Raw genomic sequence first — 25,896 nt, 5'->3', positions numbered from 1 at the left:
CCCTTGTGGTTGTCCGTCTACGGAACGGACATGGACAAGCACGGACAGGGACAAGCCCTGTCCCTACACTTCCGCCTTCTGTCCTGTGTTATTTATCCGTGCTAATCCGTGCAGCTATACCTGAACGATTACGACTAATGACTACCTACTACTACCTACTATCCTTGAGAAGGTACGCCACTTGGAACTCGAAACTCAAAACTCGAAACTATCTTTGGCTCATTTACCCACCAGCCTTAAGGTATTAATCACTTCCTTTCTAATCACCGTCATGGTCGGATATGGGCTATCTGTCATTTACCTCTATCTCTCTTACCACCTGGCTGATAGAGAACCCGGCCTGTCAGTCAAAGATGTACTTATTACTTACCGCGGCGATCCGACGACCTCTCCTTTACGAGCGGCCATTATGTCTTCAGACCATCCCGGACAATTGAAGGGAAAAGAGAGAGAAAAAGTCCTCGGTTGGATAAAAGCGGGAGCCAGTATGAAAGAATATCAAGGAATAAGAAAAATCCTCAAGGCGGTATGTCTGAAGTGTCATAAGGCAGGAGGAATGGCTTCTTCTCTTCCCTTAACAAAATATGAGGAGGTCTTAACGCAGGCCATTCCAGAGCGCGGCAAGTCGTTCATTTCTCTAATCAGGGGGGGACACACCCATATACTGGGCCATTCTTTCCTCTTTCTTTTTCTGGGACTTATCATCTGCCTCAGTTCTACTAAAAATTCTATCAAGATATGGTTAGGCTCATTACCTTTTGTTCTGATTCTTTTAGACATCGCTTCCTGGTGGCTGATCAAATGGCATCCGGCCTTTGTTTATCTATTCTTCCTGAACGGCACAGGCATGGGGATAATCTTTCTTCTCTTAATTTTTATCCCTCTCTATGAAATGTGGATGTAACTTAGGCTGAAGGCTGAAGGCTGTCCCTAAAAGCCTTCAGCCTTCAGCCTAAAAGCCTTCAGTCTTCAGCCTATCTGCCTGAGTAGTTACTTCTTTATTTTCTCCAGCTTAGCCTTGAGAGGGAATGTCTGGCCAGGACCGACAAAGACCCTGGAAAACCAATCGGTATATCCTTCAGCGGTTAATTTAATTTCATAAGGCTCCCATCCACGGCGACCGCTGATAGTCATAGGAGTTGTTCCTTGATACTTACCATCCAGATAGAGCTTACAAGTTGGTGGATCAGTGACAATAATGATATGTCCGGCCACTATTGCCGCTTTTTCTTTTTCCTTCTTCTTCTCCTCTTTGAGGATAAAATTGGAGGCTGCCGACTCTCCCCGATGAACGGTGACTACCTTTTCATCTGGTAAATACCCGACCTTACTTACCTTAATCCGATGCTCCCCCGGTTCAATTTTAGGAATACCAAGCGGGGTTTCTCCCTCTATGGAAATGCCGTCAATATAAATCCCAGCTCCTGGAGGTTCAGAGGTAATAAAGATGGAGGCCGGTTTGTCAACTACCTCCTCTTCTTTGGCCTCTTTGGCCTCCTCAAGGTTGAAATTAAGGAGAGGATTGTTCTCCTTCATGACCTTGACCGTTCTTGTTACAGGGGCATATCCGCTTTTAACAATCCTTACTTGCCTCTCGCCTATTTCCAGCTTAACTCCGACCAGAGGTGTCCGCCCTATAAGTTCTCCATCTACATATACCTTAGCTTCTTTAGGATTGGAAGCAATTAGAAGCGCCCCGGTCGCCATTCGCTCCAGATTTGCCTTCAGGTCGACCGTCTGACCAGGCTCAACAGTGACGTTAGATTCCCAATCCCGATAGTCAGGAGCTGAAACCCGAACCATATAAGCCTCTCTTCCCCTGACATCTTTGATGGTCAAAGGTGTCTTGCCTTTATATTCCTCATTCAGATAGACTTCTGCCTTGGTAGGCAGAGAGGTTATTTTTATACCACCGGACAGAGGAGACAATTTAACTTCAAGGTTAGAAATAACTTCATTCTCAACTATCACCTCATCTTCCCAATTTTTGTAGCCTTGGTTGATCAATTTAACCAGGTGCCGTCCTGGCTCTAAATTAGCTACTTCAAGAGGGGTTGTCTCCCTTTGAAGCTTATTATCTATAAAAACAGTCGCCCCCGAAGGAGTGGAACTGATGCTAATTCCCCCGCCCGTTATCTCTTCTAAGGTTGGTTTAATCGGTGGAACCGGTAGTTCAGCTTCGGGAGGGACAATAACTTCGGCTTCAGCCACCATAGGAGAACCAAGACTTTCCAGGAGTTCAGCCTTTACCCTCTTTTGTCCATCCCGGGGAATAGTTATCTTTTCCTGGTAACTCGTGTATCCTGCCTTGACAATCCGCAGGCTATATTCAGATACCGGAATATCTCCTATCTCTAATGGAGTTTGGCCAAAATCTTGCTCATCAAGATAGACAATAGCATTGGTAGGGTTAGAAGTAATAAGAAGGGAACCCCTTCCCACCGATGGAGTTAGATGTCGGGAGAGAAATATATACCCTATCACCAGGACCACCAAAAGGACTATTCCATAGGGCATCATCCTTTTCCAGGCAGGAACCGGAGTTGGAAACAGCCTCGTCTCCCAATGAGTCTTTGTCTTATCCTTGACACCTTTTCTTATAACCTTCTTAGAAGTAGGTCTTTCTTTTTGTTTTTCTTCCGGTATATCATTTTCCTTCTCCACGTTATATGATACCTCCTTTCTTATTCACGAAGGGACCAAAAGGACTAAAGGGACCAAAGGGACCAAAGGGACTAAAGGGACCAAAAGGACTAAAGGGACCAAAGGGACCAAAAGGACTAAAGGGACCAAAAGGACTAAAGAGACTATCGCCTATCGCCTATTGGCTATTGGCTACATCCGCTATCCACCATCGATAGGCCTCTGCTACCGTATAAAGGGAACCTGTAACGCAAATGAGACCTTTATCTCCAGCCATCTGACAGGCGGCTTTTAGAGCCTGGTCCATTTGGCCGACCAATTCAAAATGGTCGGTATACCTTTCTACGACCCTGGCTATTTCCGTGGTAGGAATAGCCCGATCACAGGCCGGTTTAACCAGCAAGATTGTATCTGGAGAAAGCCGGATTAGTTCTCTTATAATCCCTTCAATATCCTTGTCACCTAAGATTCCTAAGATTATGACGAGCCGATCAAACAAAAAGAGTTTTTTTAAATTATGTCTCAATTCCCTGGCTGCAGACGGGTTATGCGCTCCATCCAGAACGATAAACGGGTTGCGGGAGACCACCTGAAGGCGGCCAGGCCACCTTGTCCCTAATAATCCCTTTTTAAGGTGATGGAGAGGGAATCCCAACAACTCATAAGCGCCCACCGCCAGAGCCGCATTCTTGACTTGATATTCTCCGGCGAGGGGAATAAAGAGATCAAAATAATCTTTACGCAGTCCTTTCAGATAAAATTTAGTTCCAGACCAGGAAGCCTCTTTGATCTGATAGAGTATTTCCTGGCCCACCCGATAAAGTGGAACGCCTTTTTCTGAGGTCATCTCCTCCAGAATATTGATGACTTCAACCTTCTCCTCTGCCGTAAGAACAGGAACCCCCGGCTTAACAATCCCTCCCTTTTCGTAAGCAATTTCAGATATCGAAGAACCCAACCGATCGGTATGATCAAGATCGACGTTAGTAATAATAGAGACGTCAGGATTAATTACATTGGTCGCATCAAGTCTTCCTCCGAGTCCTACTTCCACTACGGCCAGGTCAACTTTTTCCTGGGCAAAATAGAGGAAAACGAGGGCTGTCCCCACTTCAAAGTAGGTCGGTTCATTAGACATGCCCTCAATAACCGGTTTAATATGATCCATCAGTTGACAAAACCTCTCTTCAGAGATAGGTTCGCCCCTGATAGTCATCCGCTCTCTTATCTCAATCAGATGAGGCGAGGTGTAAACACCAACCTTACATCCTGCCTCGGAAAGAACCGCCCCAAGGTAAGCGGCCACCGAGCCTTTTCCGTTTGTTCCGGCAATGTGAACGGCCCGCAGTGACCTCTCCGGATGCCCTAATCGGCTCAGCAGCTCACTGATATTAGATAGTCCCAGTTGAATGCCGAATAATTGCCGCGACTCAATAAAGTCTACCGCCGCCTTATAGTCCATTAGTCATCTATCTTCTGCCAAGATTTCTGAGGAATAGCAAGGCACGAAGACACAAAGGGGAAAATTGGTAAGCGGAGGTTTTGGGATAGGCTCTAAGTCAGCATCTCCAGCAATTCGCCCAATCGCTCCTTAAGCTCACTTCGCTTCACCACCATATCAATCAAACCGTGTTCCAGGAGAAAATCTGCTTTCTGAAATCCTCCTGGTAATTTTTGTCTTATTGTTTGCTCAATCACTCTTGGTCCGGCAAAACCAATTAAGGCTTGCTCCTCCGCGATAATAATATCACCCAGCGAGGCAAAACTGGCCATCACCCCCCCGGTGGCCGGATCAGTCAGAACGGACAGATAAAGTCCGCCTGCCCGGCTGAAGCAAGAGATAGCAGCGGCTGTTTTGGCCATCTGCATCAGGGAAACAACCCCCTCTTGCATCCTGGCTCCACCTGAAGCCGAGATAATAATGAGCGGTAAATGTTTTTTCTGAGCTTGCTCGATAAGTCTGGTTATCTTCTCTCCCACAATGGAGCCCATACTTCCACCCATAAAAGAAAAATCAAGCACCCCAATAGCCACTGAGTGCCCCCTTAGTTTGCCTTCCCCGGTAAGGCAGGCGTCCGTAAGGCCTGAATTTTCGCGGGCCTTTTTCAGGCGGTCTTTATAAGGGATGGAATCTGTAAAGTCAAGAAAATCAACAGGCGCAAGATTAGCATCATATTCCTTGAAACTACTACTATCCAAAACAAGATCCAATCTCTCAGCGGCGCTAAGCCTGAAATAGTAATTACAATTATGGCAAACCTTTAAAGCTGCTTCCCAATCTTTACGATAGATCAGGTCTCCACATGACTCACACTTTACCCACAATCCATCCGGGATATCTCTTCTCCGGCTCTCAGGACTTATCGTGCTGTACTTGGGTCTTCTAAACCAGGCCATAATCAATTATCCATAACTACTCAGGTGTTTAGGCTGAAGGCTTTTAGGAATAAATGCGGAGAGCAGATGATTGGACGTCAGCCTTCAGTCTTCAGCCTAATTATTCCCTTACGCCAAACTTACGAGTCAAAGACAACCGGTGGCTTGCCTCCAGATCAGGATGCAGTCCCAGACTGTAATCCAGACGCAGCCCTGAAACAATAAAGCCCGCGCCCAAACTAATCTCCTCGGCCGGTTCGTAGTAACCAACTCTTAAGAATACTGTTTCTAAAATTCTGCCTTCTATTCCAGCCTCCCAATCGAAGAGTTTATCCTCTACCTGGTAATCCGCCCCTAAACTAAGAGTCATTTGGTTAATGGTAAAGGTAAGCTTATCCCAGCTATAACTTAACCCCATTCTAAGGCGAAGAGGAAATTTCTCCTCGGTTTCAATCAGCCTTATTTTAGCTCCCCATAAGTCCTGCAGGAGTATAGCCCATCTTATTCCTTCTTTGGGGGAGAAAGAAAATCCCAGGTCAGCTCCGTAGCCCTCGTCTTCGTATTTATCAAAATGGTAGTCGACCTTTTTTAGAGTAGCGCCCATAGATATTATTTCATTAGGCCGGTAACCATAGGCAAGGAAGATCATTTGTTGTTTGGAATTGAAATCGCCTATTTCTTGGCTCCCTTTGGACCTTGTCAGATCATTATTAAGGTAAGCGATCCCCATTCCCAATGCGCCAGGAGGGATAGATAAGGGAACGCCGCCACTAACCGTATAATAACTGAGTCCGTCAATTAAATTGTGCGGTTGGAAATATGAGAAATTTACCTCACAAGCATCCAGATAAACCAGGCCGCACGGATTCCAATAGACCGCTGAAGCGTCATCAGCCAGAGCCACGAAGGCTCGTCCCATTCCTGTGGCCCGGGCCCCCATGCCCATTTTGAAAGGCGTCCCAAGCTCTCCACCCTCTCCCTTTTTTGCCTCACCCTGAGAGGTCGATCCCAGGATCAAAATAAGGACAAATAGATGCCTAATATATTTAGAAACTATATTCATAGCACAATCTTCCGCCGCGATGCTCGTTGCTCGATGCTCGTTGCTCGATCCTCGATTACTGAATATCCTCCTTCTTTGTCAAGACAAAATTAATATACCTGGTCTCACCCTTCTCAAGGGTAATTTTCATTTCCTGAGAAGGATAACCTTCCTTAGCGCCCTTAAGGGTATGTTCACCCTCGGTAATACCCAGGTTTTCAATCGGTGTTTCACCCACCAGCCGACCGTCCAGATAGACCTTTACTTTAAGGGGAATAGAAGTGAGGTTAAGGAATCCGCCCCACCTCTCCAGGGCAACCCTGGTTCGATAATTTTGACCAGGACCGACTGAGACAATCAACTCCTTATCACTATAACCCGGGTAAGTTATTTTTAACATGTATGGCTGCCAACTAAGCCTGCCGGTAATAGTTAAAGGGGTCTTTCCTTGATATTCGTCTTTAAGATAAACTTTGGCTCCTTGTGGTTCAGAATCGATCTCTATTTTAGCCGGCTCCAGTTTTGGTTCAGGTGAAGGTTTTACTGGTGGGGCAGGTGTTTTCGGTTCCAAGGTTTCGGGTTCTGCTGTCTTAATTGTCTTTTCAGCCTCTTTTTTCTCTTCTTTGGGGGTCTTGGGTAATTTTTCTTCTTTGGGTAAGGCAACCGGCTCTTTTTTAGGTGATGGGGGTATTAGCGCAGGTTCTGATTCTTCGATTATTTTCGCCGGAGGAGTAATGATCTCCTCCGGAACCGTATAGCGAGATGATAAATCTTTTTCATCAGAGGAAGGCGGCTCCTCCACCGCGCTTTCTTTCAGTATCTTAGCAATTTCTTCCTTAATGACTTCTATCCCCTCTTTCTCTTCTGCTTCTTTAAGTTCAGCCTGAACGACCTTGCGTTCATTTGGGATGATCTTGATTAAGCCGCTTTCCCAGTCTGCATATCCTTCCTTGACAATCTTGACAAGGTAATTACCCGGAGAAATACCCGAAACAGCTAAAGGAGTTTTGCCCCGCAGTTGATCATTCACATAGACTTCAGCCTGGTCTGGAGATGAAATTACTGTTAGAGACGTGGCAGACAAAGGGGGCGCCGAGAAAAAAGCGTCCACTATAAACCACCCCCCCACAATCCCTCCCACCAAAACAAAAAGCACGGTTAAGATAAGAGGCCATTTACTTTTTTCAGACGGCTCCTCAATAAATAGAGACGGTTTTAATTCTGGCCGAGCTTGTGTTTCGATTCTATCTTTTTGGTCCCCCCTTAGTAGAGGGGGCAGACTCATCTCAGGGGATGATTTCATCTCTTTTTCTTTCGATTCTTCAACCATCTTTTTCACCTCCCTAATTAGCCAATAGCCAATAGCCATTAGCTTTTAGCCAAGAGCCAAGAGGCAATGCCTATTGGCTCTTGGCTCTTGCCTATTGGCTAGTTATTAGAAAATCCCTTACTCCCTGCAGCCCCTTTTTCTCCAGAAGTCTGATCATAAGGGTGCCAATCACAGCTATATCTGCCTTCCCTGTCAAAAAGTCGATGTCTTCTTTTGATGAAACACCAAAGCCCAGGGCCAGAGGAAGGGATGTCTTTTCCCGGCAACGTCTTAAAAATATCTCAACTTTAGCAGAAAAATCAGTCTCAGCTCCGGTTACTCCTTTTCTGGCCACACAGTAGATAAAGCCATCGGCCATTCGGGAGATCATTTCCAGCCTCTGGTCTGACGAGGTCGGAGACATAAGAAGGATCAGAGATATCCGATATTCTTTGCACGCCGCGATAAGTTCTTCTGCTTCTTCAGGCGGCAGATCAGGCACGATCAGGCCGCTTCCGCCGGCTTCCTTTACTTGTCGGCAAAAATTCAAGAGGCCTTGTTGCAAGGGGATATTATAATAAGTCATAAAGAGAAAAGGAATGGGGTATTTTTGAGTAACCTCCCTCATCATATCCAGACAATTCTTCACCGTAGTTCCCTGGTCCAGGGCGGTCTGGTTAGCTTTAACCATAGTGGGGCCATCGGCAATAGGCTCACTGAAAGGTATCTGTAGTTCCATCAAATCCACGCCGGCTTCCACCATAGTGGCAACCGTCTGGTAGTTTACCTCCAAGGAAGGATAGCCACAGATCAAATGAGTCATAAGCCCGATCTTCTTTCTCTGCTTCATTTGGGTCAAATATTCAGTAAGATTCATCGCGCGGCCTCCCGCCGCCACCAAACAATCCTCGATGCTGGATGCTGGATTCTTTACCAGCCTCGAGCTGGGTAGTCCGACGCACTAACGGCCAGCGTGAGCCGCGCCCATCCGCGCTCCCGCTAGCAAGACACCCCTGAATCACCAGCACCCCCGCGTGATCCCAATGGTCTGGCTGGTGGTGTATACCGCTACCGTGTGGCTCTCGATGGTCGCCCGGTTTGCCAGCAGAAAGAAAATCAGCCGGGCATAGTCACCGTACGTGTTCAGAGCATTTGACATGGTTAGGCACGGTCATCTGGTGACTGCAGCCAGTCTGCCACCCACATTATGTTGGTAAATGATTCACAAATGGCGTTGTATAGTCTTTCATCTGCCGTAACATACGGACATCGTTCATGTACACTCATCGCCATACACATCGCATCGTACACAGTCCGTTGGTGCGCCACTGCCAAACGGTACGCCTCATCCAGTAGGTCGGCGGTTGAAACCTATGCAAACTTCAACTTCCGAAACTCGGCTATGATCTGGTGGGCATCTTCAGCTGCCAATCCCTGAAACCGATGTTTCTTCCAAACCACATTGCCTACCTCGGCGTTCAGTAAATCGGGCGCAAACAAGGTCAACGTCCTCGCCTTATAGTCGTCCAGGATTCGATGCGCCTCAGTCGAGTACGGTTCAACGACAAACCACTTAACAACCACACTGCTGTCTACGACAATTCTATCCATCTCACCGCTCTCGGTCCGCGCGGATTAATGCGGCACTATCAGGCATCTCGCCATAAGTGGCAAAAAGCCGTTCACGTAGAGCGTCAATGCGACGGACAGTTTCTTGACGTTGGCGTATTTCGTTTTCCTTCGATTGCCACACCTCAAGTAGTTGTTCAATGCTCATTAATCCGCGCATCCGTACTGTAGTTTCAAGTTGTGTGTAGAGTGTATCAGAAATCGTCAATACGTGACTCACATCTTACCTCTTTTTTACGCACTCGTGAGCCCCGCCATCGCGGTAGAGCCGTCAGTTGCCTGACCCCCTCCACAGATCCCGGCGTGCAGTTTTCCCGCACCAGGCTCTTCGGTTGTACTCGCTCCGCAATCCGGCTTAGGCCGCCCGTGTGCCACTCTTCCCTTCGGTCGCCTGATGATGCGCGGTCGTTCCACCTGGTAGCGGTCGAGCATCTCCCTGTTTACTTATAAGTCTCTGCCTTACGCTTGATAAACTCCTGCCACATTTTATCCTTTAAGGCATCCGCCACGGTAAAGATATCTTTATCTCCCCGGCCCGACTGATTGATAATAATGATTTGGTCTTTTCTCATCTCCGGCGCCTGCTTAAAGGCTTCGACAAAAGCGTGGGCCGATTCAAGGGCCGGAATAATACCCTCTTTCTTCATAGCCAGTTTGAGCGCCTCCACTACTTCTTGGTCAGTGGCATAAGTGAACTTCACCCGTTTTCTTTGGTGAAGGTCGGCTAAGATAGGACTTACGCCGATATAATCCAGGCCCGCCGCTACTGAATGGGTTTCTATCATTTGCCCTTCTTCATTTTGAAGGAAGTAAGTCTTATAACCCTGGGCCACGCCTGGTCTACCCAAATCGCCGGTCAATCGAGCCGCATGCTTTCCGGTTTCAATTCCATAACCTCCGGCTTCTACTCCTATTAATTCCACTGTTTCATCTTCCAAAAAACCTTGAAAGATACCCAGGGCATTAGAGCCTCCCCCGACACAGGCGCAGACCATATCAGGAAGTCGTCCTTCGATTTTTAGTATTTGCTCTCGCGCCTCTTGCCCAATAATAGACTGAAAGTAAGCCACCATACTCGGGAAGGGATGAGGCCCACAGGCGGTTCCCAGGACATAGTGAGTAGTGTCCATGTTAGTCACCCAGTCACGAAGGGATTCATTAATGGCATCCTTTAAGATACGAGTGCCATCTCTCACCGGAACCACTTTAGCCCCTAATTGTTCCATCCAGAAGACATTGGGGCTTTGCCTCTCAGTATCGACTTCGCCCATATAAATAGTGCATTCAAAGCCAAACTTAGCCGCCATCGTAGCCGTAGCCACTCCATGCTGACCTGCCCCGGTCTCGGCAATAACCCTGGGCTTTCCCATTCTTTTGACCAAGAGTCCCTGACCCATTACGTTATTGGCCTTGTGGGCTCCGGTGTGATTGAGATCCTCCCTTTTAATATAAATCTTAGCTCCACCAAAGTATTGCGTAAGATTCTGAGCAAAGGTGAGGGGAGTAGGCCGACAGGAATAGGTAGACATTATTTGGGTGTATTCCTGCCAGAAGGAAGGGTCTTCCTTGAGCTTAAAGAAAACAGCCTCCAATTTCTCCAGGGTGGTCATTAATATTTCCGGGGCGAAACAGCCTCCAAATTGTCCGAAATAGCCTTTACTGATCATAATCTTATTTTCGATGCAGCTTTCTTTTATCGTGGTAGTCAAGGAAAAGTCCTGTTGAAAGATCCTGCCAATAGTTCATCTTTTTTTAACTATACACCAAATAACCAAATATGTCAAGGAAAAACCAACGGTGAAGAATGAAAATCTATTTTTTTGTTTGACTTCTTGCCAAAAGTTTAGTAGAATAATACCAAGAATAATCAGCAGGTCGATCTTGGGAACAGGTTCGTCTGGTAATCGACCTACAATCCTGTCGTATCTTCTCAATAACTCGGGGCAACTAGGCGATCAGTTAATTGAGAAGATACTTGGGATCGTAGGCCGGGATTCGTGACTCAAAAACGATTCACGAACCACCATTCACGATATACGAGGAGTATAAATCAAAATGGCCGAAGAAAAGGAACCGACCGAAAGGGAAGAGCCGCCGGAGGAAGTCCCGCCTGAAGATCAAAAGAAAGAAGCGGAACCTGAGGAGGAGGCAGCTTCTCCTGCTGAGGAAACAGAAAAGGAAGCGGGGCCTGAAGAGGATGCAACCCCTCCGGCTACTGAAGAAACAGAAAAGGAGGTAAAGCCTGCTGAGGAAGATGCACCTCCTCTTACTGAGGAAACAGAGCCTGAGGAGGAAGAGGCTCCCTTCTTCAGTGAAGAAGAACTGACTGCCCTTCTGGGAGATGAGGAAGAAAAAACAGAAGAACTAATTGAAGAAGAGCCCCTCCCCTCAGAGGAAGCCCCACTAGAGCCACTTGGAGAGGAAAAGGCGCTTAAACCGGAAGAAATTCTTCAAGTTCCTGAGCCTACAGAAGAAGCGGAGATTGAACCGGAAGAAATAGCTGAACCTCTGGTTGCGGAAGAGCCAGAAGAGGTTGAAGAATTACCGGAAGAGATTCTTGAACGAGTGCTGCCTACAGAGGAAGCGGCTGGCGAGGAAGAAGAGGTGACCTTTGTTCCGGAAGGGGAAGAGATGGTTGCCCTACTGGAAAAAGGAGAAGAAGAGGAAAAAGAAGAAGCACTGCCTTTGACAGCCAGACGAAGAGAGAAATATCTAAAGGTAACGGCCGTTATTCTGGGTGTGCTCTTTTTGGCGGGAGGTCTTTCCTGGTGGATAACATCTACTATGGCCAGGCGAGGACTTTCCGAAGCAGAAAAGCATTTTGTGAAGGGTATAGAATTTGTCAAGGCGAATAAATTTAACCGGGCGGAGGATGAGTTTGATCAGGGGATAAGATTGTCACCCAAAAATGTGGAGGCTTATAATCGTTTTGGAATGGCCTACCTTTCGGTTAAGGCCTATCATGAGTCTTTGGATAAGGCTGAAGAGGCCCTTAAACTGGATCCGGGTAATATTGGCGCCAGACAGAATATGGTAAAGGTCTTTTTGGCCGAAGGGAATCTATGGGATCTGAGCAAGGCTAAAGAAGTCTGCCGGGAGATCTTAAGCATTGATGGAAAAAATACAGAGACACTCCTTGATTTAGCCTCTGTCTTTCAGCAAATGGGTTGGCAGGAAAATGCCTTTAACACCCTTAAAGGGGTATTAAGTATTGACCCCCAAAATATTAAGGGCCTCAATATGCTTCAGCAAATTTATATGGGGAAAAAGCAGTATGACCAGGCCTTTGGTGTTCATCGCTATATTATTATGCAGCTTGGCCAACGGCTGGCCAATATTGATCTTTTGAACCAGTTGACCCATATCTATATTGAGCGAAAAGATTTGGCCAGGGCGGAAGAAATAACCAACGATGTCCTGAATCAGGAGCCCGGGTCACTAAGGGCCCGCTACAATTTGGCCTGTATTATGAGAAATAAAGGGGATGTGGGAAGGGCCTTGGAAGAATTAAAGATTGCCCTGGATCAAGATCCAACTTACGCCAAAGCCTATGACCTTTCCGGGGAGATATATAATCAAATTGGTATGCATAAACAGGCATATAATCAGTTTAAAAGGGCGCTGGAGCTGGATAAGGAGGATGCTCAGGCTAATTTCCATATGGCCAACCTTTATTATAAGGTTATGAATAATATGCCTAAGGCGCTTATTTACTATGAAGCCACCAGAAGATTGGGCCTTGAATCACCGGAATTAACTTTCAACCTGGGAGCGACTTATTACCACGCCGATGATTATCAAAAAGCCCTCGAAGAGTGGGAAAAACTAAATGAAACCGAGAATCCCGATTTAAGTTTTAATAAGGGAAATGCCAACCTTAACTTAAACCAGTGGCAAAAAGCCGGAGATTACTTCCAGCAGGCTATTGATGGATATCAAAAACAATTAAAGAGTGAATCATTGGAAAAAGGGGCGGCGGAAGAAGAAGCGCTTTTTCAGGATCTTTCTATGGCTTATAATAACTTGGGCATTGTCCAGGAGAAGTTGAAGCAAACAAAAGAAGCGATGAAAACTTATACCGCGGCCATCGAGGCTGCTTCATGGGGTAACCGTCAGAACCAGAAGGCCCAGGCCAATCTCAATCGAGTCCTTCAGGAAAAGCCTATGGCCTCTCTTTTACAGGCTATGTTTTCGGAGGTTAAAAAGCAGTTCACTGCTCGTTAGTCAAATGACTAATGAACTAATGACTAATGACTAATGACTAATTTCTCCCGGCCAACCTGGGTAGAAATTCGGTTGGATTATATAGGACATAATATTAAGGCCATTAAAGAACATGTGGGGCCGCAAGTAAAGCTTATGGCCGTGGTCAAGGCGGATGCCTACGGTCACGGAGCCAGCCGGGTAAGTGAGCGGGCAGTTCAGGCTGGGGCGGATTGGCTGGGAGTAGCTTCCCTGAGTGAAGCCATAGAGCTTAGGGATTATGGGATCAAGGCCCCGCTTCTCATCCTGGGGGCTACACCGGCGGCTTACGCTAAGGAGGTATTAGAAAACAGGGTTACGCCTACCGTGTTTGAACCTTGTCTGGCTAAGGCCCTTTCCATTGCAGCCGTTGAAAGAGGAGAAAAATGCAAGGTCCATATTAAAGTGGATACCGGCATGGGCAGATTAGGCGTGATCTGGGAGGAGGCCCCTAAATTAACCAGGGAAATAGCCGGTCTGCCGGGGATAGAGATTGAAGGTCTCTTTTCTCATCTGGCCACAGCCGATGAGCCGGCAAAGGATTATGTCCGCCTCCAATTGACTCGATTTTACTGGGTGCTAAATCAACTGGAAGAGGCTAAAATCCATATACCGATAAAACACATGGCCAATAGCGCCGGCGCCATAGATTCTCCCTTTACTCGATTAAACCTGGTCAGGCCCGGTATAGCCACTTACGGACTTCCACCGGCCAAGGATTTTCCTTTAAAGATCGATCTTTATCCGGCGATGAGCTTTAAGACGCAAATCATTCAACTTAAGTGGTGGCCGTCCGGAAGTCCTATTTCTTATGGCGGAACTTACCGAACCAATCGGCCGGCCAGAGTGGCTACCCTTCCGGTAGGCTATGCGGATGGATATAACCGTGAACTTGGAAATAAGGCTTATGTCTTGATTGGGGGTCAAAGATTACCCGTGATTGGACGCGTCTGTATGGATTTTTCTATGGTTGATGTCACCTCGCTTCCGGAGGTCAGGGAAGGTGATGAAGTCGTTCTCTTTGGAAGCCAGGGAAAAGAGAGGATTCCGGTCGAAGAGATAGCCGAATTATGTCGGACGATTAACTACGAAATTGTCTCCAGAATAGGAGGCAGGATTCCGCGGGTGTATGTTGGATGAAGGAAGATTCCGCCTATTATCGGATGATGATGAATCCGAATACCCGGTTCATCATCCTGGTTATTGATCTTTTCATAATTGTGGGGATGTTTGCCTTCATTCGGGTTTATTATAAACATGCGCCCCTTTCCGTTCATACTATTGATGGTATCCAATACCGTCTTTTAGTTAAGCCGGCTGAAAACAAGACAGATTATCTTTTTAATTTTGGGATAAAGAATAAACAAGATAGCACCGTGACCCTTGATCTGGGGGATTCGGCTTGTGAGTTTGTGGTTAAACAATATGGCCGGGAATTATTCCGGTTCAGTAAAGGAGAAGGCGAAAGGCTTATTCTTCATCCTGAGGATGAGAAAACCTTTAACCTTATTTGGAACCAGAGGGATACAGAGGGAAACCTGGTTGAGGCCGGTGAATATCAAGTGGTGGCGCGGCTTAATACTACCTCTCCGATCTCAATATCAACCAGGATTAAGGTGAGAGAATAATCGGGATGGTTCACTTTACTGTGAAAGCTTGCGGCTGAGAGGTAGGGTGGGCACCGCCCACCAAAAAGGCGTAGATGGCGAACAGATTGGTGGGTAATGTCCACCCTACTTCTGCGGAAGGTTAACCGCGCCTAAAGTTTCACAAGAAAATGGATGATTTTGAACCGTCCCGAATAATCGGATTTCAGAGGGCGGATGGCGGAAGGCAGTCCGAAAGTCGCCATGAAAAAATCCGCCATGCGAAATCAACTCAAAGGAAAGGAGGTGTTTTATGATTGAAATGAACGTGGCAGGGATAGCTTTGGATGCCAAGAGCAGCATGCCTATCATTATTCTTCGAGATGTAAAGGGGAATAGGGTCATACCTATCTGGGTCGGACTCTTTGAAGCCCAAGCTATTCTTTTTGCTCTGGAAGGGATCAAGCCTCCCCGTCCGCTAACTCACGATCTGTTAAAATCAGTAGTCGAGAATCTGGGGAGCCGAGTGGCCAAAGTGGTTATCAATGCCCTGAGGGATAATACCTATTTTGCCCAAATAACCTTTGCTTTAAATGGAAAATCGGTTGAGGTTGATTCTCGCCCCTCTGATGCTATTGCTCTTGCCCTGAGAGTCTCCGCGCCTATCTATATCCACGACCATGTTCTCAACACAGCTACGATGCCGGGCAATCCTATTGATGACAGGGAAGTCAAGGCGTTCAAGGAACAATTAAAAGACCTTACTATCAGTGATCTGGACTAAAAAATTAAGGTAACCGTTCATCCCATGAGGCTGGACGCTGGATGCTCGATCCTGGATGCTCGATGCTCGATGCTGGATGCTCGATGCTCGATACTCGATACTGTATCCTTTATCAGCATCGAGGATCCAGCATCGAGCATCGAGGATCGAGTTTGGAGCCTATCCCAAAACCTCGGCGGCGCTTCAGGGGTTTAGAACACCAGGAGTCTGGCAGCCTCTTGATGTCTGGAGTTTGGGGATAGGCACTAAAAGGAGAGAATGTCAATGAACCCGAAACCCGACGACCCGCAAGCAGGTGCCCCGAACCCGAAACTCAAAGACCTGGGTGAGTTCGGACTGATTGAACACTTGAAGGCCAGACTGAAATCCAATGACTCGGCAATAGCAGTAAATATCGGAGATGATGCAGCCGCCCTCAAGTTATCTGAAAGCCAGCTTACTTTAATTACGGCTGATATATTAATCGAAGGTGTTCATTTCACCCGAGATAATTTCACCCCCTTCCAGATAGGTTGGAAGGCGATGGCCGCTAATGTCAGTGATATAGCGGCTATGGGCGGTAAACCACGTTGGGCGGTAATTTCTCTCGGACTTCCCCCGACGCTCTCTTCTGACTATATAGATTGTCTCTATAACGGCATGGAGGTTTTAGGAAACAAGATGGGAGGTATTGCCCTGGTGGGAGGTGACACGGTTTCTTCCAGGGATTTGATTATATCTATCTCCCTTTTAGGCTTAGTTGAACCGGAACTGCTCACCCTTCGTTCAGGCGCCAGGGTGGGCAATTATTTAGCGGTAACCGGAACCCTGGGAGATTCTGCCCTGGGCCTTGAATTATTAAGTAATTCCTTCTCTACGCCTCTTCCCCACTTAAAGAAGTCGGCTGATGAATTGATTGAAAAACACTTACAGCCACTACCACGGCTGGAAGAAGCCAGGAGAATAGTTGAATCAAAGCTGGCCACAGCGATGATTGATATTAGCGATGGTCTGGCGGCTGAGGTCAAAAGAATAGTTGAGGCCAGCGGGGTGGGTATCCGTATCTTTCAGGATCAGGTGCCTCTTTCTTATTCTTTGATGCAAATCTGTGAACACCTGGGTATGGACCCCCTAAGATTTTCCCTTGGGGGTGGAGAAGATTATGAACTTCTTTTCACCTTTCCTCCCGAACGGCAGGAAGAAATTAAAGAAGGAATGAAGGCCAGCCTCATCGGTCGGGTAGTTCCTGAATCCGAAGGCATTAAGCTGATTGACAGAACCGGCAAGGTCAAAGACCTGCCCTGCCAGGGATATGATCATTTCAGAAGTCAGAGGACAGAAGAAGCTGACTTCTGACCTGTGGCTACTGTCTACTGAAAAGCAGATGAACTCGAAACTCAAGACGATATTGGCTGCTTTTTTAATTCTTACTCTTCTGGCAACCACAACAACGGCTGAAACTATTACCGTTATTGACAATATCAATCATTCCCAAACAAGCGTTCAGGGTATAGTAGAAGATGGGATCTATTTTATTTCAATAAGTGAACTGGCTAAGGCGATACAACTTTCAGTCTGGTGGGATCCCGTCCAGAAAAAAGTGGTCATTAAAGACGGAGAAGAGATTCTCAGCCTGACCGTTGGTCAAAAAGAGGCCAGGAGCGCTAAAGAAACTCACCTAGTTAAACCGCCGCCTCAATTGGTCGAGGGAAGGGTCTTTGTGCCTATTGATTTTGTCGTTACCGTATTAAATTCTGTCTTCTTAATGAAGGCTGACTGGTATAAGACGGCCAGAATGTTGAGCATTAAGCCGGCGGCAGTCATCCCGGCCTCGGAAAAGTTAGCCAGGAAAGCCGCGCCTTCGGTTGAGTCACCCCCTGAACCCATAACCACAAAACCATCACTGAGGGAACCGTCCCCAAGGGGGCCATCCGATATAGACCTGGAATTAGAACTGCCATCTTTAGGAGTAATTGAAGATAAAGAAAAAGAAACCCCTTTAGAGCGGATTATAATTGATCCTGGACATGGAGGAGATGATAAAGGGGTTAAAGGAAATTCAGGTTGGTTAGAAAAGGAAGCGGCTCTCGATTTAGCTAAAGAGCTTAAATCGGCTTTGTCCATCCAATTCCCGGATTTAGTGGTGATTTTAACCAGAGAGACGGATGTCTCTTTTGACCTGGATAAACGGATTAATCTGGCTAATTCAAAGCAGGCAGACCTCTTTATCAGTCTTCACTTGGGGGCTTCATCATCGCCCAAAATCGGTGGCTTCCATACCTACTACTGTAGCGCCCTTCCTCCGGAAAAGAGGCAATATGAGGTGCTGGCTAAATCGACTAAATTGGCTGAAATAATTCAACAGGTAGCCAGCGAGCGATTTGAACAACCAATGAACCCGCCCCAACCGGCTCCCCTTTACGGGCTTTCTGACTGCTTTATGCCGGCGGTTTTGGTGGAAATAGGTTATCTAACTAACCCCTGGGATGAAATGCGGTTGAAAAACAAGGTTGAGCAGAAACGACTGGTGGCGGTCTTACTTGAGGCTATTGCCAGGTATAAACGAATAAGAGAGATCGAATGGATGAGCTTCTAAGGTAGACAGTAGTCAGTGGTCCACTGTCTACTGTTTACTGTTTACTGTTTACTGACTATGAAGAAAATTACTATTTTCTTGGGTGGAATAATCATTCTCATTCTGGCAGGAGCGGTAATATTTGTCTTCCTCACTTCAGGCGGAGATGGGAAAGGGATAAACAAATATCTCCCTTCCACTTTCTCATCAACATCTGAAGAAAACAAGATCATCAGGCTTTACTTTGCCTCTCCGGCCGGTATCTTTTTGGTTAGTGAAGATCGTGAACTTGCCTCCTGGCCGGCTTATGTAACTGAACAGGCCAAAGAGATTATAGAAGAATTAATTAAGGGGCCCAGGATAGAATTGATCCCGACTTTACCTGAAACAACTAAAATTAGAGAGACCTATTTCCATAAGGGTATTTTATATCTGGACATGTCGGGGGAAATGGTCAAAGACCACTTGAAAGGCACAGGGGGAGAATGGCTCACCATCTTTTCTATAGTTAATTCTATAATGACCAATTTACCTTCCATAAGCGGGGTTCAAATCCTGGTCGAAGGCAGACCAATTACCACCTTAGCGGGGCATATTGATGCGACGCAACCTTTTAAATCGGATTTTTCTTTAATCAGAGAAAGAGGGAGAGAAGAATGAAGAAAAAGATATATGAATATGTGGAAGTCGTGGTTACGGCGCTCATCCTGGCGCTGATTATTAGAACCTTTGTCATTCAGGCCTTTAAAATACCTTCAGAATCAATGGTGCCTACTTTGAAAATAAGGGACCATCTTTTTGTCTGCAAATTTATCTACGGATTACCGATACCTCTTACTGATAAACACATATTAAAGTGGCATGATCCTCAACGAGGGGATGTGATTGTCTTCCGTTACCCCAAGGACCCCTCCATTGATTTTATCAAGCGGATTATCGGGTTGCCGGGTGATAAAATTATTATTAAAAATAAACAAGTCTACATCAATGGTAAGCCTCTGATCGAACCTTATAAGGTTCATTCCAATCCTATGCCCTTCTCTTCTATGTTCAATTCTACTCAGGACAATTGGGATACACCCAGAATTATCCCCCCTGATTCCTACTTTGTCATGGGTGATAATCGGGACAACTCCCGAGACAGCCGATTCTGGGGTGTCCTTAAACGCGATTACATCAAAGGCAAAGCCTTATTCATCTACTGGCCACCCTTTCGAATCGGATTAATCCAATAACATAAGCTGAAGGCTGAAGGCTGAAGGTGGAAGGCTGAATTAATAATTACTTATGGAACATACCATTCTTATTGTTGATGACGATCTTCCCAGCCTGAAGGCCATGAAAAATGCCCTTTCCAGCGAAGGGCACCGAATACTGGAAGCCAGAAACGGCAAAGAAGCCTTTGAACAAATTAAAGATGAGACCATCCACCTCCTTTTGACCGATCTCAGGATGCCTGAAATAGGCGGTATGAAATTAATAGAAATAGCCAAGAAAAGAAATCCGGATATCGCCGTAGTGGTCATAACCGGTTTTGGAAGTATTGAATCAGCTGTTGAGGCTATGAAAAGAGGGGTGGATGATTATCTTACCAAACCAATAAATACCACTGAACTCAGGATCCTGGCCAATAAAGTTCTCAAAGAGCAGGATCTTAAAATCGAAAATCAAGAGCTGCGTCAACAACTTGTCTCCAGGTATGGGTTCCCTGAAATAATCGGCCACAGTTCCAAGATGCGAGAGGTAACAGACTTAGTTTCCAGAATTGCCCCCACCTCGGCCACAGTTCTTATCACTGGCGAAAGCGGGACAGGCAAAGAGCTTATTGCCAGAAGCATCCATCAAAACAGCCCCCGAAGAGATAAAACCTTTCTGGCCCTGAACTGCAGCGCCCTTTCTAATACCCTGATCGAAAGCGAACTCTTTGGTTACGAGCGTGGTGCCTTTACCGGCGCTCAGGAAATGAGAAAAGGCAAGTTCGAGATATGTGATGGGGGCACTCTGTTCCTGGATGAAATAGGCGAAGTAGATACTTCGACTCAGGTTAAACTTCTTCGGGTTTTGGAAGAAAAAGAGTTCATGCGGGTGGGTGGAACAAGGATGATTAAAGTAGATGTCAGACTTATTACGGCCACTAATCGAGACCTGGAAAAAGCGGTCAGCGAAGGATCTTTTCGGAGAGATCTTTATTATCGATTGAAGGTAGTTGAGATCAAGACCCCGCCTTTAAGGGAGCGAACCGAAGATATACCGCTATTGGTGGATGCCTTTATCAAAGAGTTTAACAAAAAGAATGACAAGAAGATGCAGGGTATTACCCCTGAGGCGCTCAATATTTTAGTCAGGTTAGATTATCCTGGCAACGTTAGAGAGCTAAAAAACCTTATTGAAAGCGCCGCCATTCTTTCAAGGGGAGAAAAAATCGGGCCTTTAGATTTACCTATCTCTACCAATCAACAGATACAAGGGGATAGTGAAAATTTTAATATTCGGACCGGGATGAGTATGGAAGAGATAGAACAAGAGGTAATTCGTCAAACCTTAGACCGGGTAGGCGGGAATAGAACCAAGACCGCCGCTCTTCTAAAGATCGGTCTTAGAACCCTGCAACGGAAGATCAAGAATTGTAACCGTTCAGGGGGTAATGAAAGTTGAGGGGAAATTTTTGTAACTATTCAGCTCTTAAGGCACAGAGACACAAAGATTACCAATAATAGCACACGGATTACACGGATGAGACGGATTGACACGGATAAAAATTTATTAGAAAAAATCCGTGAGAATCCGCTAAAATCTGTGTCATCCGTGTGCTATTTTATCATTCTCTTCGTGGCTTAGTGGCTTTGTGGCTGAACGGTTACCAAGAATTTATCGTCCAGCTACGGGGCTTAGCCTGGAGTTACAAAGAGAGTGCAGAGTAGATCAGTGTTTCATCCACAAGTAGGGGCAACCCCTTGTGGTTGCCCAACACAGTTACAAAGAGAGTGCAAAGTAGATCAGTGTTTCATCCGTGTCCATCCGTGGCTGAATAGTTACGATAATTGACCAAATGGAAAAGATCGGAGACCACCTGACCAGCGTGGCTCAAACGGTCTTGGGTGATCTCCAGGTCGCAACATTTGCCTTATCCGCAAGAATTATAGATATACCGCGAAAATAGGAACCACAGATTACACCGAGGGAATAATATCTGTGAAATCTGTAGTTTCTTTTGGTTACGGCTGGGCGGGGCTATGCGTAAGATTGTTCGAGCTATTTTATTTTTCCCTTCTGTAACAAAATTCAAGATCTTATTGTTAGTGGGAATTACTCTTACCGCCGCCTTTTTTGAGGGGTTCGGCGTGGCTATGCTTTTTCCCATTATGGATTTTATTGAAAGGGGAAGAGATTTTGCGGTTTTATCGGTTTCCTCTAAGATGTGGGTTTATATTGGGAAGGCCTTTGATTTATTCCATATCCCTAAAAATCTCATCGCCTTGATGGTTATCACCTTTGGTCTCATGATGGTCAGGCAGTTGTTCAACTATTTGAAAAATATATATAGCAACTGGATTACTCAGAGCATCCTGGCGGATATTAGAAGTTCAGGTTTCCAATGGTTCGCCGGAGCAGATATGCCCTTTTATGATGCCCGCAGTGTGGGCGAACTCATCAATGTTTTGAATGTCGATGGAGTAAGGGCGGGGGGAGGAATTTCCACCTTTTTTAGCCTGTTGGCCGCTTCAATGATTTTCATCCTTTATTTTATTTTCCTACTTATTTTATCGCCAGGCATGACCTTATTTGCCATGATAATTATGATATGCGTAGGGATGGCCTTGAAATCCTGCATCACCAGATCAGGAAAGATCGGAGCCGAGATATCTAAATATAATGAGAAGATTTCCTCTACCATTGTGGAGAGGTTGAATGGGATAGAGTTTCTGAAACTGTCTGTCACAGAGGGTAGAGAAACAGCCATTGTTAGAGGATTATCCGAAGAGATTAAGAAGCATACCTATAATCTGGCCAGGATTATGGCCAGGATAGAGTTTGTGGTGGATCCTTTGGTAATTCTGGCTGCCTTAACCATCCTTTACTTTTCGGTAGAAGTATTTCAGATGACCCTGGCCCAAACAGGGGTCTTTGTTTTTGTTTTATTAAGATTACTGCCTTACACCAAGGATATTTTTAACTCCAGACAGAGCCTGGCGGGTTTCTCGGGGAGTCTTTTCAGGGTGAAAAATCTGTTAGAGCAGGCCCGAAAGGCCAGGGTTATTGAAGGTGGAGAGGTCAGGGAACTGAAGCTAAAAAAAGGGATCAAATTTGGAAATGTCTCCTTTTACTATAATCAGCCCGACGGTTTTGTCTTAAAGGATGTGGATATCTTCATTCCTGCCGGGAAAATGACCGCCCTGGTAGGCCGTTCAGGCGCCGGAAAATCAACCCTGATTGACCTTATACCCCGCCTCAGGGTTCCGGTAAAAGGCAAAATAACCATTGATGATCTACCCATTGAAGATCTTGAGCTGGGTACGCTGCGGCGCTCGATAGCCTTTGTCTCCCAGGAAGGCTTTTTGTTCAACGATACCATTGAGAACAATATCAGATATTCCCGGCCTGAGGCCTTGCCGGAGGAAGTTATTGAGGTAGCCAAGATGGCCTATGCGGATCAGTTCATCCAGGAATTTCCCAACGGATACCAGACCGTAGTTGGAGAGAGAGGGATTAAGCTATCAGGGGGGCAAAGGCAGAGGATCATCCTGGCCAGGGCCTTGCTGCAGAAGGCATTAATTATCATCCTTGATGAGCCTACCAGTGCCCTTGATTCTGAATCGGAACGATTCATTCAAAAGGCTATGGCCCAGATAAGGGCCGAAGAAAATATTACCATGATCATTATTGCCCATCGTCTATCTACCATAAGAAGCGCCGATCAGATTATCGTCCTCGACAAAGGAGAAGTAATAGAGTGCGGCAGCCATAGGGAACTGATGCATGAAGATAGCTGGTATGCCGATATGGCGAGGATACAGGGGGTAGACGTAGCTGCTGGGTGAAGACTATCGCCTTGTCAAGTTAGTATTTGTGGGTAGAGCCTCTTTTACCCCACACCTTAATCCTTTCCCCTGAGGGGAGAGGGTAGGGTGAGGGGGATTGCTTCTAAAGAGACCAACCTATCAAATCAAATCTGACGCTACACTATGAAAATCACAATCGACAAAAAATACCACTGGAAGCATGCCGAGAGTCCTGAACTGAAATACTGGCATATCGGATCGGAGAAGGCCGTTAATCGATTTATCTCTTTTTGCCGAAGAAATCCAGCGGCTTCCTCAAAGGAACTGAGCGAAGAGTTATATAACAATGCCGGCCACTACGCGGTCATTGTGGAACAAGAAAATCGATTAATGGCCGCGGTGGATAAGATTAGAAGCTATCCTATCTTTTATGTTCAGAAAGGAGAGACCTTTGCTGTTTCAAACTCGGCCAGGGCTTTAAAAAACGAGTATAATCTATCTGAAATCGACGAACTCTCCCTTCTTGAATTTCGTATGGCCGGCTATGTTACGGGCCGAGAGACACTATTCCAGCATTTATACCAGCTTCAGGCCGGAGAGTTTCTTATTCGGGACAAGGCTGAGGCCAAAATTGAAAGAGAGAGGTATTATCTTTTTTATTCAGAGGAGGTGAGAGATGAGAAAGAGGAGGTGCTCATAGAGGAGCTGGATGAGATTACCGATAAGATTTTTTACCGGGTGATAGAAGAAGCCAATGGGGCGCCTATTTGGGTGCCTTTGAGTGGTGGGCTCGATTCCAGGCTGGTTCTATGTAAGCTCAAGCAGTTGGGATATGATAACTTGACGGCCTTTTCTTATGGCCCGCCTGGCAATTATGAAGCCAAGGCGGCCCAATATGTGGCCAAACAGATTGGCGTCCCCTGGCGCTTTGTCCCACTGGGGATGCGGGAGTCAAGAGATTTTTTTTATTCGGACACCAGAAAAGCCTACTGGGAGTTTTCAGACGGTCTGTGTAGCATCCCCAACATGCAGGATATCCATGCTCTGGCCAAACTTGGCCAGGAAAAAATCTTGCCCTCAGAAACAGTGATTATTAATGGCCAGTCAGGAGACTTTATTACCGGAGGACATATACCGGATACTTTTTTGAATCATGCACCAGATATGGCCTTGTTATTGGATAGGGCCTTTGAAAAACATCTTTCCCAGTGGCTGAATTTAAAAACAGAGGAAAATCTTAAAAAAATAGAAAACAAGATCTTGAGTATCTTGAAAATAGATAATAGAATCCTTAATACTCAAGAATTGTCGAGCCGTTACGAATGTTGGGAATGGCAGGAGAGGCAGTGTAAATATGTGGTTAATGGACAAAGAATTTATGACTTTCTGGATATAAGATGGTGTTTACCATTATGGGATGAGGAATATTTAAGATTTTGGCCCAGCATACCCCTGAGCCTCAAATATGGACAGAGGCTATATAAAGCGTATCTGGATCACTTTGATTTTTACGAGTGCTTCAAGAATGTTAAGCCAAAGATATGGAGATGGCCTGGTTGGACCTTAGGGGTGGTCCCTGTAGCCAGGCTAATAAAACTACTGTTCGGAAAGAGATATTCGGATTTATTTTATAGTTATTTTAAATATATTGGGCATTATCGACAATTTTATGCTCCCTATAATCTTAAGGATGTTATTAAGAAAACCCCGAAGATTAGAGGGCCAATTTCTTTAAATATTGAAACCTGGCTGGAAGAAAATTTATTAGAGAAACAGTAGGTTAATCCCTGTACGTCATAGTCCAGGTAATTTTACGCGAAACTTCAGTAATCCATTAGGTATTGTTTTTATTCGTGTATATTCGGGTTAATTCGTGGCTGAGTTGCAAGTGGAGAATAAGATGAGGCATAATAAACATTGGAAATCAGAAGAAGAAAAGATTGCGGCCTGGCTTGAACTATGCGATTTTTCCTGGCAGTTAAGATTAGAAGGAATGAAGCTGGAAATAGGAAAAGCAGATTTAGCAGAAGAAACTCTATGGCGTGAGTTAGATGAGAGAAGATATAAGAATCGGTTAAATAATCAAAAAATTTTGACTAAATTACAGAGATGATTGCAAGAATTCTCCTTGATGTTATCCAGAATATCTTAGAAACACTTCAAGCAAAAGATATAGCTATTATGTTTATGGGGGGTATAGCGACAAGTTTATGGGCAGAGCCTCGGGCTACTTACGATATTGATGGAGTGATTGAAATTAGTTTTGATGACTTAGAAGAATTTTTTAATGAAGTCGGGAAGAAAGGATTTACTTATGATAAGAGACAGCCGGTAAAATCTATTCAAGGGTTACCCTTTTTCACTTTAACTTACCCAGCCAGAGGGCATGAAATTTATCTTGATCTTTTTATGGCCAGAAGTAGATATACGAAAGAGGCCTTATCCCGGAGACGAACCATTACCTTTGAGGGAATAAAGATTCCCATTATAGCCCCAGAGGATTTGATTCTTTATAAGCTCATTTCTGGTCGAAGTAAGGATTTAGATGACGTCAGAGAAATTCTATGGACTCAGAAAAGAAAGCTGGATATGAAATATATGAAGGGGGGACATGGGGGACGGTGGTGTAGAAAGCAAAAAAACATTTGACACATCAAATACCACAATGTATAATTGAACTATGCCAAGGAAACCTAAGATTAGATGCTCCCGGAGTTTTACATCATGTGAT

The 25,896-nt window shown here is 45.6% G+C and carries 23 protein-coding genes; 15 read left to right on the top strand and 8 right to left on the bottom strand.

Annotation, left to right across the window (positions count from 1 at the left end; genetic code table 11):
• Nucleotides 1–181: 181 nt before the first annotated feature.
• The gene (locus AB1797_05215) at nucleotides 182–904 is read left to right on the top strand and encodes a hypothetical protein (GenBank protein ID MEW5767014.1); all 723 of its coding nucleotides are present in this window, start codon (nucleotides 182–184) and stop codon (nucleotides 902–904) included.
• A gap of 86 nt (nucleotides 905–990) precedes the next feature.
• Here AB1797_05215 and AB1797_05210 read toward each other — a convergent pair whose 3' ends face one another.
• The 8 genes from AB1797_05210 to trpB all read right to left on the bottom strand — a co-directional run bounded on the left by AB1797_05210 (nucleotide 991) and on the right by trpB (nucleotide 10,666).
• Nucleotides 991–2,664: a PEGA domain-containing protein gene (locus tag AB1797_05210; GenBank protein MEW5767013.1), complete on the bottom strand. Its 1,674-nt coding sequence runs from the start codon at nucleotides 2,662–2,664 to the stop codon at nucleotides 991–993.
• A gap of 157 nt (nucleotides 2,665–2,821) precedes the next feature.
• A complete protein-coding gene (locus tag AB1797_05205) occupies nucleotides 2,822–4,105 on the bottom strand; it encodes a folylpolyglutamate synthase/dihydrofolate synthase family protein (GenBank protein ID MEW5767012.1) in 1,284 nt (427 codons plus the stop codon).
• Between the two features lie 92 nt (nucleotides 4,106–4,197).
• Nucleotides 4,198–5,040: an acetyl-CoA carboxylase, carboxyltransferase subunit beta gene (gene accD / locus AB1797_05200; protein ID MEW5767011.1), complete on the bottom strand. Its 843-nt coding sequence runs from the start codon at nucleotides 5,038–5,040 to the stop codon at nucleotides 4,198–4,200.
• A gap of 100 nt (nucleotides 5,041–5,140) precedes the next feature.
• Nucleotides 5,141–6,082: a PorV/PorQ family protein gene (locus tag AB1797_05195; GenBank protein MEW5767010.1), complete on the bottom strand. Its 942-nt coding sequence runs from the start codon at nucleotides 6,080–6,082 to the stop codon at nucleotides 5,141–5,143.
• 55 nt (nucleotides 6,083–6,137) lie between these two features.
• Nucleotides 6,138–7,391, bottom strand: a complete 1,254-nt coding sequence (locus AB1797_05190; protein ID MEW5767009.1) for a PEGA domain-containing protein — start codon at nucleotides 7,389–7,391, stop codon at nucleotides 6,138–6,140.
• 91 nt (nucleotides 7,392–7,482) lie between these two features.
• Entirely contained in the window at nucleotides 7,483–8,247 is a 765-nt protein-coding gene (trpA, locus tag AB1797_05185; GenBank protein MEW5767008.1) for a tryptophan synthase subunit alpha, read from the bottom strand.
• 284 nt (nucleotides 8,248–8,531) lie between these two features.
• Nucleotides 8,532–8,723, bottom strand: a complete 192-nt coding sequence (locus AB1797_05180; protein ID MEW5767007.1) for a type II toxin-antitoxin system VapC family toxin — start codon at nucleotides 8,721–8,723, stop codon at nucleotides 8,532–8,534.
• A gap of 716 nt (nucleotides 8,724–9,439) precedes the next feature.
• Complete coding sequence (gene trpB, locus AB1797_05175) at nucleotides 9,440–10,666, bottom strand: tryptophan synthase subunit beta (GenBank protein ID MEW5767006.1); 1,227 nt, start codon at nucleotides 10,664–10,666, stop codon at nucleotides 9,440–9,442.
• Nucleotides 10,667–11,054: 388 nt separating this feature from the next.
• Between trpB and AB1797_05170 the strand changes: the two genes are divergently transcribed.
• The 14 genes from AB1797_05170 (at nucleotide 11,055) to AB1797_05105 (ending at nucleotide 25,814) form a co-directional block, all read left to right on the top strand.
• Complete coding sequence (locus tag AB1797_05170) at nucleotides 11,055–13,223, top strand: tetratricopeptide repeat protein (protein MEW5767005.1); 2,169 nt, start codon at nucleotides 11,055–11,057, stop codon at nucleotides 13,221–13,223.
• A 33-nt stretch (nucleotides 13,224–13,256) separates the two neighbouring features.
• The gene (gene alr, locus AB1797_05165) at nucleotides 13,257–14,381 is read left to right on the top strand and encodes an alanine racemase (GenBank protein ID MEW5767004.1); all 1,125 of its coding nucleotides are present in this window, start codon (nucleotides 13,257–13,259) and stop codon (nucleotides 14,379–14,381) included.
• The gene (locus tag AB1797_05160; protein MEW5767003.1) at nucleotides 14,378–14,869 is read left to right on the top strand and encodes a BsuPI-related putative proteinase inhibitor; all 492 of its coding nucleotides are present in this window, start codon (nucleotides 14,378–14,380) and stop codon (nucleotides 14,867–14,869) included. Before alr ends, AB1797_05160 begins: the two co-directional genes overlap by 4 nt.
• Nucleotides 14,870–15,140: 271 nt before the next feature.
• Complete coding sequence (locus AB1797_05155; protein ID MEW5767002.1) at nucleotides 15,141–15,611, top strand: bifunctional nuclease family protein; 471 nt, start codon at nucleotides 15,141–15,143, stop codon at nucleotides 15,609–15,611.
• Nucleotides 15,612–15,666: 55 nt separating this feature from the next.
• Nucleotides 15,667–15,879 carry a hypothetical protein gene (locus AB1797_05150; protein ID MEW5767001.1) on the top strand — a complete coding sequence of 71 codons (213 nt, stop codon included), beginning with the start codon at nucleotides 15,667–15,669 and terminating at the stop codon, nucleotides 15,877–15,879.
• A complete protein-coding gene (gene thiL / locus AB1797_05145) occupies nucleotides 15,876–16,946 on the top strand; it encodes a thiamine-phosphate kinase (GenBank protein ID MEW5767000.1) in 1,071 nt (356 codons plus the stop codon). Before AB1797_05150 ends, thiL begins: the two co-directional genes overlap by 4 nt.
• Nucleotides 16,947–16,974: 28 nt before the next feature.
• Nucleotides 16,975–18,186 (top strand): N-acetylmuramoyl-L-alanine amidase, encoded by a 1,212-nt coding sequence (locus AB1797_05140; GenBank protein ID MEW5766999.1) that lies wholly within the window; start codon nucleotides 16,975–16,977, stop codon nucleotides 18,184–18,186.
• Nucleotides 18,187–18,243: 57 nt separating this feature from the next.
• On the top strand, nucleotides 18,244–18,825 hold the full coding sequence (locus AB1797_05135) for a GerMN domain-containing protein (protein ID MEW5766998.1): 582 nt from the start codon (nucleotides 18,244–18,246) through the stop codon (nucleotides 18,823–18,825).
• On the top strand, nucleotides 18,822–19,400 hold the full coding sequence (lepB, locus tag AB1797_05130; protein ID MEW5766997.1) for a signal peptidase I: 579 nt from the start codon (nucleotides 18,822–18,824) through the stop codon (nucleotides 19,398–19,400). The genes AB1797_05135 and lepB overlap by 4 nt, the downstream gene beginning before the upstream one ends.
• A 52-nt stretch (nucleotides 19,401–19,452) precedes the next feature.
• A complete protein-coding gene (locus AB1797_05125; protein ID MEW5766996.1) occupies nucleotides 19,453–20,820 on the top strand; it encodes a sigma-54 dependent transcriptional regulator in 1,368 nt (455 codons plus the stop codon).
• Between the two features lie 578 nt (nucleotides 20,821–21,398).
• Nucleotides 21,399–23,204 carry an ABC transporter ATP-binding protein gene (locus AB1797_05120; GenBank protein MEW5766995.1) on the top strand — a complete coding sequence of 602 codons (1,806 nt, stop codon included), beginning with the start codon at nucleotides 21,399–21,401 and terminating at the stop codon, nucleotides 23,202–23,204.
• A gap of 144 nt (nucleotides 23,205–23,348) precedes the next feature.
• Nucleotides 23,349–24,944 (top strand): asparagine synthase-related protein, encoded by a 1,596-nt coding sequence (locus tag AB1797_05115; GenBank protein MEW5766994.1) that lies wholly within the window; start codon nucleotides 23,349–23,351, stop codon nucleotides 24,942–24,944.
• Between the two features lie 121 nt (nucleotides 24,945–25,065).
• Nucleotides 25,066–25,278, top strand: a complete 213-nt coding sequence (locus AB1797_05110; protein MEW5766993.1) for a hypothetical protein — start codon at nucleotides 25,066–25,068, stop codon at nucleotides 25,276–25,278.
• Complete coding sequence (locus AB1797_05105) at nucleotides 25,275–25,814, top strand: nucleotidyltransferase (protein ID MEW5766992.1); 540 nt, start codon at nucleotides 25,275–25,277, stop codon at nucleotides 25,812–25,814. The genes AB1797_05110 and AB1797_05105 overlap by 4 nt, the downstream gene beginning before the upstream one ends.
• The last annotated feature ends 82 nt before the right edge of the window (nucleotides 25,815–25,896 follow it).

This window comes from bacterium (assembly GCA_040753085.1).
Taxonomy (GTDB): domain Bacteria; phylum UBA9089; class JASEGY01; order JASEGY01; family JASEGY01; genus JASEGY01.
This window is presented reverse-complemented; position numbering and strand designations above follow the sequence as displayed.

Bases quoted from the DNA above. Each gene is read 5' to 3' on its own strand.
- AB1797_05205 (MEW5767012.1), bottom strand. From the start codon at position 4,105: ATGGACTATAAGGCGGCGGTAGACTTTATTGAGTCGCGGCAATTATTC.
- accD (MEW5767011.1), bottom strand. From the start codon at position 5,040: ATGGCCTGGTTTAGAAGACCCAAGTACAGCACGATAAGTCCTGAGAGC.
- AB1797_05195 (MEW5767010.1), bottom strand. From the start codon at position 6,082: ATGAATATAGTTTCTAAATATATTAGGCATCTATTTGTCCTTATTTTG.
- AB1797_05190 (MEW5767009.1), bottom strand. From the start codon at position 7,391: ATGGTTGAAGAATCGAAAGAAAAAGAGATGAAATCATCCCCTGAGATG.
- trpA (MEW5767008.1), bottom strand. From the start codon at position 8,247: ATGAATCTTACTGAATATTTGACCCAAATGAAGCAGAGAAAGAAGATC.
- trpB (MEW5767006.1), bottom strand. From the start codon at position 10,666: ATGATCAGTAAAGGCTATTTCGGACAATTTGGAGGCTGTTTCGCCCCG.
- AB1797_05170 (MEW5767005.1), top strand. From the start codon at position 11,055: ATGGCCGAAGAAAAGGAACCGACCGAAAGGGAAGAGCCGCCGGAGGAA.
- alr (MEW5767004.1), top strand. From the start codon at position 13,257: ATGACTAATTTCTCCCGGCCAACCTGGGTAGAAATTCGGTTGGATTAT.
- AB1797_05160 (MEW5767003.1), top strand. From the start codon at position 14,378: ATGAAGGAAGATTCCGCCTATTATCGGATGATGATGAATCCGAATACC.
- AB1797_05155 (MEW5767002.1), top strand. From the start codon at position 15,141: ATGATTGAAATGAACGTGGCAGGGATAGCTTTGGATGCCAAGAGCAGC.
- AB1797_05150 (MEW5767001.1), top strand. From the start codon at position 15,667: ATGCTCGATGCTCGATGCTGGATGCTCGATGCTCGATACTCGATACTG.
- thiL (MEW5767000.1), top strand. From the start codon at position 15,876: ATGAACCCGAAACCCGACGACCCGCAAGCAGGTGCCCCGAACCCGAAA.
- AB1797_05140 (MEW5766999.1), top strand. From the start codon at position 16,975: ATGAACTCGAAACTCAAGACGATATTGGCTGCTTTTTTAATTCTTACT.
- AB1797_05135 (MEW5766998.1), top strand. From the start codon at position 18,244: ATGAAGAAAATTACTATTTTCTTGGGTGGAATAATCATTCTCATTCTG.
- lepB (MEW5766997.1), top strand. From the start codon at position 18,822: ATGAAGAAAAAGATATATGAATATGTGGAAGTCGTGGTTACGGCGCTC.
- AB1797_05125 (MEW5766996.1), top strand. From the start codon at position 19,453: ATGGAACATACCATTCTTATTGTTGATGACGATCTTCCCAGCCTGAAG.
- AB1797_05120 (MEW5766995.1), top strand. From the start codon at position 21,399: ATGCGTAAGATTGTTCGAGCTATTTTATTTTTCCCTTCTGTAACAAAA.
- AB1797_05115 (MEW5766994.1), top strand. From the start codon at position 23,349: ATGAAAATCACAATCGACAAAAAATACCACTGGAAGCATGCCGAGAGT.
- AB1797_05110 (MEW5766993.1), top strand. From the start codon at position 25,066: ATGAGGCATAATAAACATTGGAAATCAGAAGAAGAAAAGATTGCGGCC.
- AB1797_05105 (MEW5766992.1), top strand. From the start codon at position 25,275: ATGATTGCAAGAATTCTCCTTGATGTTATCCAGAATATCTTAGAAACA.